Origin of the sequence: Neorhizobium galegae bv. orientalis str. HAMBI 540, assembly GCF_000731315.1 — a bacterium.
GTDB lineage: Bacteria > Pseudomonadota > Alphaproteobacteria > Rhizobiales > Rhizobiaceae > Neorhizobium > Neorhizobium galegae.
In genome coordinates this window covers 4206378-4217500 of sequence record NZ_HG938353.1, presented here as the reverse complement: position 1 = coordinate 4217500, position 11123 = coordinate 4206378, and the positions used below count along the sequence as shown (strand labels likewise).

At 61.6% G+C, this 11123-nt stretch carries 8 protein-coding genes and 1 rRNA gene (1 of these 9 only partly in view); 5 read left to right on the top strand and 4 right to left on the bottom strand.

Annotated features, from left to right (window positions below; translation table 11 throughout):
• A 16S ribosomal RNA gene (locus tag RG540_RS20300) occupies positions 1 to 355 on the bottom strand; it reaches 1126 nt to the left of the window's first position.
• Between the two features lie 576 nt (positions 356 to 931).
• Here RG540_RS20300 and lhpI point away from each other — a divergent pair.
• From lhpI to RG540_RS20280, 4 genes are all read left to right on the top strand, one after another.
• Entirely contained in the window at positions 932 to 1885 is a 954-nt protein-coding gene (gene lhpI, locus RG540_RS20295) for a bifunctional Delta(1)-pyrroline-2-carboxylate/Delta(1)-piperideine-2-carboxylate reductase (RefSeq protein WP_038591712.1), read from the top strand.
• Positions 1885 to 4371 carry an ATP-dependent helicase HrpB gene (gene hrpB, locus RG540_RS20290; RefSeq protein WP_038591709.1) on the top strand — a complete coding sequence of 829 codons (2487 nt, stop codon included), beginning with the start codon at positions 1885 to 1887 and terminating at the stop codon, positions 4369 to 4371. The genes lhpI and hrpB overlap by 1 nt, the downstream gene beginning before the upstream one ends.
• A gap of 86 nt (positions 4372 to 4457) precedes the next feature.
• Complete coding sequence (locus RG540_RS20285; RefSeq protein WP_244446594.1) at positions 4458 to 5774, top strand: ActS/PrrB/RegB family redox-sensitive histidine kinase; 1317 nt, start codon at positions 4458 to 4460, stop codon at positions 5772 to 5774.
• Positions 5775 to 5840: 66 nt separating this feature from the next.
• Positions 5841 to 6416, top strand: a complete 576-nt coding sequence (locus RG540_RS20280) for an ActR/PrrA/RegA family redox response regulator transcription factor (RefSeq protein ID WP_038591703.1) — start codon at positions 5841 to 5843, stop codon at positions 6414 to 6416.
• Between the two features lies 1 nt (position 6417).
• On the opposite strand, the gene RG540_RS20275 is transcribed toward RG540_RS20280, so the two are convergent.
• Positions 6418 to 6906: an MmcB family DNA repair protein gene (locus RG540_RS20275; RefSeq protein WP_038594346.1), complete on the bottom strand. Its 489-nt coding sequence runs from the start codon at positions 6904 to 6906 to the stop codon at positions 6418 to 6420.
• A gap of 179 nt (positions 6907 to 7085) precedes the next feature.
• Between RG540_RS20275 and RG540_RS20270 the strand changes: the two genes are divergently transcribed.
• On the top strand, positions 7086 to 7757 hold the full coding sequence (locus tag RG540_RS20270) for a L,D-transpeptidase (RefSeq protein WP_038591700.1): 672 nt from the start codon (positions 7086 to 7088) through the stop codon (positions 7755 to 7757).
• A gap of 83 nt (positions 7758 to 7840) precedes the next feature.
• Here RG540_RS20270 and RG540_RS20265 read toward each other — a convergent pair whose 3' ends face one another.
• Positions 7841 to 10012 carry a malate synthase G gene (locus RG540_RS20265; protein ID WP_038591697.1) on the bottom strand — a complete coding sequence of 724 codons (2172 nt, stop codon included), beginning with the start codon at positions 10010 to 10012 and terminating at the stop codon, positions 7841 to 7843.
• Positions 10013 to 10125: 113 nt separating this feature from the next.
• Positions 10126 to 11046, bottom strand: a complete 921-nt coding sequence (locus RG540_RS20260; protein ID WP_038594344.1) for a LysR family transcriptional regulator — start codon at positions 11044 to 11046, stop codon at positions 10126 to 10128.
• Positions 11047 to 11123: the final 77 nt, after the last annotated feature.

Sequence of the window (11123 nt, the reverse complement as noted above, 5' to 3'; positions counted from 1 at the left end):
TCAGGCTTGCGCCCATTGTCCAATATTCCCCACTGCTGCCTCCCGTAGGAGTTTGGGCCGTGTCTCAGTCCCAATGTGGCTGATCATCCTCTCAGACCAGCTATGGATCGTCGCCTTGGTAGGCCTTTACCCCACCAACTAGCTAATCCAACGCGGGCTCATCCATCCCCGATAAATCTTTCCCCCGAAGGGCGTATACGGTATTAGCTCCAGTTTCCCGGAGTTGTTCCGTAGGGATGGGTAGATTCCCACGCGTTACTCACCCGTCTGCCGCTCCTCTTGCGAGGCGCTCGACTTGCATGTGTTAAGCCTGCCGCCAGCGTTCGTTCTGAGCCAGGATCAAACTCTCAAGTTGAGAATCCAATCCGACTAATCACTCTTGTTCTGAATCGACGAGAACTCACTATGATAAGGTCCGCATCACTGCGCACCTAACCAGGTGTTCTCTTGTTCAAAACGTGACCGTCATTTGTCTTCCATAGATCAAGGCCTAAACCCCGATCCGCGAAAACCGCCGACCACGTTTCTCTTTCTTCTCATCTTCAATTGTCAAATAACAGACGCTTCAAAACCAAAAGGCCAAACCGTCAAAACTTCTCAAACAGCGCTACATCCAGAGACCAAACCGAAACTCGGTCCCAACCAGCATGCGCCAATCAATCAGTGATTTCTGAAGAACGAAAGTCGTCGTCGCCAGCAGCGCCGCCGCCCTCGTTCAGTGAGCGGGTTATAGATCCCACCACACTTTGAAGTCAACAGGGATTTTCAAAAAACTGTCATTTTTCTCGGGACCTGCCCAAAACAAGTGATTTCCGGCCATAAAATAAGCAGCGATTAACGAAAGGGCAGCGTCGAAGCTCCAAAAAACCCATTTTACGCGGCGATTCCACGTTGTTAGGGTGAAATCTATTTCTGGCGGCTGGAGTGGGACATGCTTGTATTGAATGAAGTGCAGACGCGGGACGCGCTCCCCTTTGCGGAACTCATCGCGGCAATCGAGACGATGTTCAGGAGCGACTGCGTCATGCCGGTCCGCCACCATCATGAGATGGAGGTGCCGGGTGAAGCAGATGCGGTCATGCTGCTGATGCCCGCCTGGGTGCCGGGTGACCATATCGGCGTCAAGATCCTCAACCTGTTTCCGGACAATCATCTCCGGTCTCTGTCGACCATCTTCGGCAGCTACCTTCTTTCGTCGGGCAAGACCGGGGAGATGCTGGCGATCGTCGAAGGCGGCGAGCTGACCGCGCGGCGCACCGCCGCAACTTCGGCGCTCGCCGCCCGATATCTCGCGCGGGAAGATGCAGAGGTCATGCTGATGGTTGGAACCGGCCGGCTTTCGCTCAACCTCATGCAGGCCCATGCGATCACACGGCCGCTCAAACATTTCCGCATCTGGGGGCGTCATATAGAGAAGACCGAAGAAACTGCGCATGAGGCACGGATGCTCGGGCTCGACGCGGTGGCCGTCAAGGATCTCGCTGTCGCGACCGGACAGGCGGACATCATTTCCTGCGCGACGTTATCGAACGAGCCGCTGATCCGCGGCGAATGGCTGAAGCCGGGCGCGCATCTGGACCTCGTCGGCGCCTTCAAACCGAACATGCGCGAGAGCGACGACGAGGCGGTGCGGCGCGCGTCGGTTTTCGTCGATACGCGTGCCGGGGCCATGAAGGAAGGTGGCGATATCGTTCTGTCGCTCGCAAGCGGCGCGCTGTCGAAGGACGGGATCAAGGCGGAACTCGCCGAACTCGCGCATGGAAAACATCCCGGCCGCACAAGCGCACACGAGATCACGCTCTTCAAGTCGGTCGGCGCAGCGCTTGAGGATCTTGCCGGGGCGATCCTCGCCTATCGTCGCGTCAGCGGACAGGTTTCGCACTGATGGCCTCAGCGCATGCGGCAGGTCCAATCACGAAGAACCTGCCAAGGCTTCCCGTCACCGAGGTTCTCGGCGATATCATGCAAGCGCTCGCCGATGGCACGCGCGCCGTGCTTTCCGCCCCACCGGGCGCCGGCAAGACGACGCTGGTGCCGCTGGCGCTGCTCGACCAGGTCTGGTGCACCGGAAAGATCATCCTGCTCGAACCGCGGCGGCTGGCGGCGCGCGCGGCTGCGTCCCGCATGGCGTCGCTGCTCGGCGAACAGGTCGGCGAACAGGTCGGGTACCGGATGCGGCTCGACAACAAGGTCTCGGCGAAGACCCGTGTCGAAGTGGTAACCGAGGGCGTATTCGCCCGGATGATCCTCGACGATCCGGAGCTCACCGGCGTTTCCGCCGTCATCTTCGACGAATTCCACGAGCGGTCGCTCGACGCGGATTTCGGTCTGGCGTTGGCGCTCGACGTGCAATCGGCGCTGCGCGACGACTTGAGGATCCTCGTCATGTCGGCGACACTGGATGTGGAGCGGGTGGCGGGACTGCTTGGCGAGCCACCAGTCATCAAGAGCGAAGGCCGGACGTTTCCGATCGACATCCAGCATCGCGACCGCGCGCCGAACGAAAGGATCGAAGACGCGATGACGCGGGCGATCGTCGAGGCGCACGCGAATGACACGGGTTCCATCCTCGCCTTCCTGCCGGGCCAGGCGGAAATCCTGCGGACTGCCGAGCGGCTCGCGAACCGGTTCGGGCCGGAGACCGTGGTGGTGCCGCTTTACGGCAATCTTTCCCAGAGGGAGCAGGATATGGCGATCCGGCCGGCGCCCGCCGGACAGCGCAAGATCGTGCTGGCCACATCGATCGCCGAAACCTCCATTACTATAGACGGAGTCCGGATCGTCATCGACAGCGGGCTGCAGCGCCTACCGGTGTTCGAGCCCTCGACCGGGATCACTCGGCTGGAGACGGTGCGTGTTTCCCGCGCCTCGGCCGACCAGCGGGCGGGTCGTGCCGGCCGTACCGAACCGGGCATCGCGATGCGCCTCTGGCATCCGGGACAGACGGCAGCGCTGCAGGCGTTCACGCCGCCGCAGATTCTCGCGAGCGACCTTTCCGGTCTGGTTCTCGATCTTGCCCATTGGGGCGTCCAGGATCCGAAGGGACTTGCGTTTCTCGATCCGCCTCCCGGGCCAGCCTTCAACGAGGCAAAGGTGCTGCTGACCCAGCTCGGCGCACTCGACCCCCAGGGCGGGCTGACGGAAAAGGGCCGGTTGATGCGGGAACTGGCGCTTCCGCCGCGGCTTGCGGCCATGGCGATCTCGGCGGCGGAAGAGGGTTTCGGCAGGCAGGCCTGTCTGCTTGCCGTGCTTCTGACCGAACAGGGGCTCGGCGGCAGCGATATCGATCTCGACGAACGGTTGCGGCGGTTCCGCAACGAACGCGGCGACAGAGCCGATGCGGCCCGTAAACTATCGGATCGGATTTTTTCGAACCTGCCGAGGCGATCGCAGTCGACGGAAACGGTTCTCGCCGGCCGGCTTCTGCTGCATGCCTATCCGGACCGGATCGCGCTGCAGCGCGGCGGGCGCGGGCGTTTCGTGATGGCGAATGGGCGTGGCGCGGAACTGCAGGAGACCGAGCGGTTGGCGGCATCGCAGATGCTGGTCATCGCCGACCTGACCGGTCGGGCAGCACAGGCGCGTATTCTCGCGGCGGCGGAGATCAGCCGGGCGGATGTGGAAGTGGAGCTTGCCGGCGCAATCCGCGAGAGCGAGGAATGTTTCTTCGACCGGCCCAGCCGGCAGGTGCGCGCCCGCAAGGTGACCCGGCTCGGCGCTATCATCTTCGAAGAAAGGCCACTGCCCCGGCCGAGCGGCGAACGGGCGGCGCAGGCGCTTGCGGACGGCGTGCGGGAACTGGGGCTTCAGGCCCTGCCATTCTCCAAGGAAGGCGCGCAGCTGCGCGACCGGATCGGCTTCCTGAACCGGTCGATCGGCGAGCCTTGGCCGGATATGAGCGACGAGGCGCTGCTCGCCCGACTCGACGACTGGTTCGTTCCCTTCCAGGGCGGTGCATCGGGCATCGATACCATCAATCCCGGCAGCCTTTCGGATGGGCTGCGTTCGCTCATTCCGCATGAGGTCTCCCAGGATCTCAACAAGCTGGCGCCGACGCATTTTGAGGCGCCGACCGGCGAGCGGCATCCGATCCGCTATGACGGCGAGGAGCCGGTCCTGGCGATCCGGGTGCAGGAACTGTTCGGGCTGAAGAAACATCCGGCGATTGCGGGCGGGAAACTGCCGCTGCTGCTCGAACTCAACTCGCCGGCGCATCGGCCGATCCAGACGACACGGGACCTGCCCGGTTTCTGGGCCGGTTCCTGGAAGGATGTGCGGGCCGAAATGCGCGGCCGTTATCCCAAACATCCCTGGCCGGAGGATCCGGCAGAGGCTGTGCCGACGATACGTGCCAAACCGCGCGGGACGTGACAGAATGCCGCCTGCGACCTGAAGTCGAGCCGGTTTATGAAGGCGGCCTCAAGTCACTTGTATTCGACAAGATTAAAGAGCAGGCGGTGAGCGTAGACAGTCCTTCAGTGCGTTTTGCGCAATTCGGCCCCTCGAGCCGACGAATTCGGCTTCAGACACTGGTGCGGCTCCGCTGGCTGGCGGTCGCCGGTCAGACGATTACCGTCGTCATCGTCGGGCTGCTGCTGCAGTTTCCTCTGCCTCTGCAGGAGGCAGGCATTCTGGTTGGTGCGCTTGCGGTCGCCAACCTCACCCTGTCGGCCTGGTTCCCGCCGACCCATCGGCTTGGCCCGAAGTCGGCGCTGGCGCTGCTCGGTTTCGATCTGCTGCAGATGGCGGCGCTGCTGTTCATCACCGGCGGGCTTGCCAATCCGTTTGCGCCGCTGATCTGCGTTCCGGTGATCATCGCCTTCGCTTCTCAGCCGCTGCGCCATTCGCTTGTCCTGATCGTTTTTGCGCTGGTCTGCACCACGGTGCTCGCATTTTCGCCCTACGCGGTGCCCTGGTATGAGGGCGAGCCGCTTCGGATCCAGCCGGTCATGCAGCTCGGCGTCTGGTGTTCGATCGCCTCGATGATGATGTTCGCGGCCTTTTATGCCTATCGCGTCAGCCACGAAGCGACGCTGCTCGCCGATGCGCTTGCGGCGACCGAACTGGTCCTGGAGCGGGAAAAGCACCTTTCGCAGCTCGACGGGCTGGCGGCGGCTGCGGCCCATGAGCTCGGCACGCCGCTCGCAACGATCAGCGTCGTCGCCAAGGAGATGGAGCGCGAGCTTGGTCCTGACGACCGGTTCCGTGAGGACGTGCTGCTGCTGCGAAGCCAGAGCGAACGCTGTCGCGATATTCTTCGCCGGCTTACCTCGCTTTCTGCCGAGAGCGAGGAACATATGCGCCGGCTGCCGCTTTCCTCCCTGGTCGAGGAGGTCGTGGCGCCGCATCGGCAATTCGGTATCGAGATCGAACTCGTCGAGAAAAACGACCGGACCAACGAGCCGGTCGGCAACCGCAATGCCGGCATTATATATGGGCTCGGCAACCTGATCGAAAACGCGGTCGATTATGCCCGGAGCAAAGTGATCGTTACGGTGGAGCATAATGTCGAGCGGGTGGCGATCACCATCGAGGACGACGGCCAGGGTTATGCCCCGGATATTCTTTCCCGCATCGGCGAACCCTATATGACGAAGAGACCCAAGGAAGACGAACGGGCGGGTGGGCTTGGCCTCGGCCTCTTCATCGCCAAGACGCTGCTCGAACGGTCCGGCGCCGCGATCCGCTTCGGCAACCGCGACAGCGGCGAACCGGGTGCCCGCATTGATATCGAATGGCCGCGCTCGGTAATGGACGCGCAGGACTCGAAGTAAGCCGGCCAGCTGGCCGATCATACCGAAAAGGCAAGCGGGCCTTTGAATCCCGCGGAGAAAAAAGAGATGGAAACACACCCGGAACCGACCAAGGTTCATGCCGACCCCGAGCTCGGGCCCGACCCTTCGCTGCTGATCGTCGATGACGATGGACCGTTCCTGCGCCGGCTCGCTCGAGCCATGGAGACCCGCGGCTTCCTGGTCGATACGGCGGAGTCCGTCGCGGAAGGTATCGCCAAGACGAAGGCACGGCCGCCCAAATATGCAGTGGTCGACCTGCGCCTCGGCGACGGCAACGGGCTGGACGTAATCGAGGCGATCCGCCAGAGCCGCGAGGATACCAAGGTGATCGTGCTGACCGGCTATGGCAATATCGCTACCGCCGTGACGGCCGTGAAGCTCGGGGCGCTCGACTATCTCGCCAAGCCCGCCGACGCCGACGACATTTTTGGCGCGCTGACCCAGAGGCCGGGCGAGCGGGCTGATGTGCCGGAAAACCCGATGTCGGCGGATCGCGTGCGCTGGGAACATATCCAGCGGGTCTACGAGATGTGCGAACGCAACGTGTCGGAGACGGCGCGGCGGCTCAACATGCATCGCCGCACGCTGCAGCGCATCCTTGCCAAGCGCGCGCCGAAATAAGTCACATCTCGTCGAAATTCTTGCCGGTCGCCCATTCCGCCAGCATCAGGCGCTGGGCGGCGGCACGGGAGAAGTTCAGTGTCATCGCCTTGCGTGTAGCAGGCGGAAGTCTGTGTTCCGGTGCGTCGCGCAGCAGGTGCCCGCCATAACCGTCCGAGAGGAAGAGGCCGCAATCCTCCGGGAAGAGGTCGAGCGGCACGTCCTTGTGCGTCGCGAAAAACAGGCGGTCGCAGAAGGCTCGGTATTCCGGCCATTTGCGGTCGACGCGAAAATCCTCGATCGACGTCTTGATCTCAATGATCCAGATCTCGCCCTTTTCCGAAATGGTCATCAGGTCGGCGCGCCTTCCGCTCGACAGCACGAGTTCGGGCAACATCGCGTGCCGCATCTCGTGCAGCAGGATCTGGACGCCCTTGCGGACCAACATGGCGCGGGCTGACTGCCGCCCATCTATTAACGGATTATTACTGGCAAGGTTGAGTATAGTCATAGAATCCCGAAAAACCGCTTCCATGATGTTGCAAAAACGCCATGGCTTTTTTCAATCATGCGCCGGCTCTGTTTTGATGCGCTGCAGCGCTTGCCAAGCGTAATCTAATCTAAAATAACCCCTGATCAAAGATGGGCATGCGTCCGTCTCAATCGATTCGTTTTACCCAAGAGATTTCCATGCGCTTTCGCACTAGCATGCTCGCACTCGGCCTGTTGGCAACTGCTGCCTTGGCCGGTTGCGCCTCCACGATTCCCGGCGGCGGCACCCAGGTGGCCACGGCCTCCTATACCGAACAGATCTTCAGCGACTCCTACGGTTCGGTGAGAGACGCCGGCTATACGCTTCCGGCGATCCCGATCAACAAGGTGGACAAGCAGTTCGTCCGCCAGATCGTCAGCTATCAGACCAGCGAAAAGCCGGGCACGATCGTCGTCAACACGCGTGAGCGCCATCTCTACTACATCCTGCCGAACGGCAAAGCGATGCGCTACGGCATCGGCGTCGGCAAGCAGGGCTTTGCCTGGTCCGGGACGGCTTACGTCGCCTGGAAACAGGAATGGCCGACCTGGCACCCGCCGAAGGAAATGGCCGGCCGTCGTCCGGACGTTGCCAAATACGTCGAAGACGGCATGGGCCCCGGCCTCAGCAACCCGCTCGGTGCGCGCGCCATGTACCTCTTCAACGAAAAGGGCCAGGATACGCTCTTCCGTCTGCACGGCACGCCGGAATGGGCCTCCATCGGCACCGCCGCTTCGTCGGGCTGCATCCGCCTGATCAACCAGGACGTCATCGACCTTTACAGCCGCGTCCGTCCGGGCCGCGAAACCAAGGTCGTCGTAATCCAGTAATCGCGAAATTCGACGAGAATACGAAAAGGCCGCCGAGGAATGTCTCTGGCGGCCTTTTTCTTTGCCTGATCTTTGCTCGCCGGTCAGCCGGCGAGCTTGGCTTTCAGCTCCAGACGGCCGCGATGCAGGACCGGTTCGGTATAGCCGTTCGGCTGTTCGCGCCCCTTGAGCACCAGATCGAGCGCCGCCTGGAAAGCGACGGAACCGTCGAAATCCCTGGCCATCGGCATGTAGAGCGGATCGCCGGCATTCTGGCCATCGACGACTCCCGCCATACGCTTCATCGTCTCGACGATCTGTTCCTCGCTGACCAGCTTGTGATAGAGCCAGTTCGCCATGTGCTGGGCGGAAATGCGCAACGTTGCGCGGTCTTCCATCAGCCCGACATTGTTGATATCCGGCACCTTCGAGCAGCCGACGCCCTGGTCGATCCAGCGGACGACATAGCCGAGAATGCCCTGCGCATTGTTGTCGAGTTCGCGCTGGATTTCCTCCGGCGTCCAGTTCGGCCGCACCGCGACCGGCACGGAGAGGATATCCGACAGTTTGGCGCGGGTGCGGCTCTTCAGTCCGGCCTGGACGGCGGCAACGTCGACCTTGTGATAGTGGGTGGCGTGCAGCGTGGCCGCCGTCGGCGACGGAACCCAGGCGGTGTTGGCGCCGGCTTTCGGATGGGCGATCTTCTGTTCCAGCATCGCGGCCATCAAGTCCGGCATGGCCCACATGCCCTTGCCGATCTGCGCATGGCCCGACAGGCCGCATTCGAGGCCGATATCGACGTTCCAGTTCTCGTAGGCCGCGATCCAGGCGGCCTGTTTCATGTCGCCCTTGCGGATCATCGGGCCTGCTTCCATCGAGGTATGGATCTCGTCGCCCGTACGATCGAGGAAGCCGGTATTGATGAACACGACACGCTCGCGCGCCTCGCGGATGCAGGCCTTGAGGTTGATCGTGGTACGGCGCTCCTCATCCATGATGCCCATTTTCATGGAATTGGTCAGAAGGCCGAGCGCCTGTTCGACGCGGGCAAAAATCTCGCAGGCAAAAGCGACCTCTTCCGGCCCGTGCATCTTCGGCTTCACCACATACATGGAGCCGGCCCGAGAATTCTGGCGACGTCCGTTCGGACCGATATCGCGGATGGCGATCAGCGCCGTGACCATCGCATCCATAATACCTTCCGGAACTTCCCTGCCCTCGCTGTCCAAAACCGCCGGATTGGTCATCAGGTGACCGACATTGCGGATCAGCATCAGCGAGCGGCGCTTGACCGTGACATCGCCGCCCGCAGGCGCCTTGAACGTCGTGTCGGGGTTGAGCTTGCGGATGAAGGACTTGCCGCCCTTACTCACCTCTTCCTGAAGGTCGCCGTTCATCAGGCCGAGCCAGTTGCGGTAGACGACGACCTTGTCCTCGGCGTCGACCGCGGCAATCGAATCCTCGCAGTCCATGATCGCGGTGATCGCCGATTCCAGCCAGACATCCGAAATCCGGGCCGGATCGTCCCTGCCGATCGCCGTCGTGGGATCGATCAGGATTTCGATATGCAGGCCGTTCTTCGTCAGCAGCAGATGGGTCGGCTCGGCGGGCTCGCCGAGATAGCCGGCAAACTGAGCCGGATCGGCGAGATTGACGGTCTTGCCGTCCTGAGCTGCAGCCGTGAGCTTGCCGCCGGTGACGACAAAGGAGGTCACGTCGGTCCAGCTCGCGCCGGAAAGCGGCACGGACTGATCGAGGAAGTCACGCGCCCAGGCAATGACCTTGGCGCCACGGACCGGGTTGTAACCCTTGCCCTTTTCGGCTCCCTCGGTCTCGGGGATGGCATCGGTGCCATAGAGCGCATCGTAGAGCGAGCCCCAGCGGGCATTGGCGGCATTCAGCGCATACCGGGCATTCATGACCGGGACGACGAGCTGCGGACCAGCGATCCCCGCGATTTCCGGATCGACCTTGTCGGTCGAGACCGTGAAATCCGGTCCTTCCGATAGAAGGTAACCGATGTCGCGCAGGAAGGCTTCGTAAACCGCAAGATCGCTGGGCGCTCCGTTCTTGCGATACCATTCGTCGAGCTTGACCTGAAATGCGTCGCGTTTGGCGAGAAGCTCGCGATTCTTCGGCGCCAGGTCGTGGACGATTTTCGAAAACTCGGAAAAGAAGCGGTCGGCATCGACACCCGTCGACGGCAGCGCTTCCTTCACCAGGAAGTCGTGGAGCTTCTCATCGATTGCGAGACCATTTTTTTCGATACGGGCCATCGGTTCCTCCGAATTTTTCATGCCGCCGACTGTCTTTGTTCGCGAGCGAAATTGCAATTGCACGAATATTGAATGACTTATGCCATATCGGAAATAATCTGCACCGTTATCAGCTATTTCCGGCCCGCATCCGAGGAATGCCGTTCCCAATACGGGATCGGCCCATAAAGGTCGGCAAGATATTCGATGAAGGCACGGACCTTGGAAGGGAGATGCTGCCGGCTCGGATAGACCGCCGAGACCGAGATGTTCTTGGAGCCTTCATATCCGGGCATCACCATCACCAGCCGCCCGTCCTTGAGCTCGTTGCCGATATCCCAGGTGGATCTTAGCGCGATGCCGAGACCGGCGATTACCGCTTCGCGGATAACTTCGCTGGAATTGGTGTTCAGCATCCCGGCCGGCCGGTAGACCAGTGGACCTTTGGGACCTTCCAGCCTCCAGGGCTCGCCATTATGGGCCGTGAGACAGTGATGGTCTGCCAGCTCCTCAATGCTTGTCGGGGCGCCGTGCCGCTCGATATAGGAGGGAGAGGCGCAGAGAATGCGCTGGACCTGAACGAGCTTGCGGGCGACGAGGCTCGAATCCTTCAGCTCGGATATGCGGATCGCCACGTCGAAGCCCTGGGCGATGATATCTGTGAACTCATCCGACAGCATCAGGTCGATCGACAGATGTGGGTTCGCCTGCATGAAGGTCGGGAGATGCGGCGCAATGTGCATGCGTCCGAACGAGGTCGGCGCGGAGATGCGCAGATTGCCGGCGATCTCGGTCGACCGGCCCGAGACGAACTGCTCGGCATCCTCGATCCCGGTCAGGACATTGGCGATCCTGTCGTAAAAACCCTTGCCGGCATCGGTCATTCCCACCTGACGGGTGGTCCGCTGCAGAAGGCGCGTGCCCAGCTGCTCTTCCAGCCGCTTGATGCGCTTGGAAACCACTGCCGGAGAAATGCCAAGGCTCTTTGCCGCCGCCGACATGTTTCCGCTGGCTGCGACTTTGACGAAGATTTCCAGATCGGCAAGATTGGTGATCACTGTAATTTTTTCCGGGCCGGAATAAATACCAGCCTACTTACGCCCTTTTGAACAGAGCTTAAAGGGCGATACAT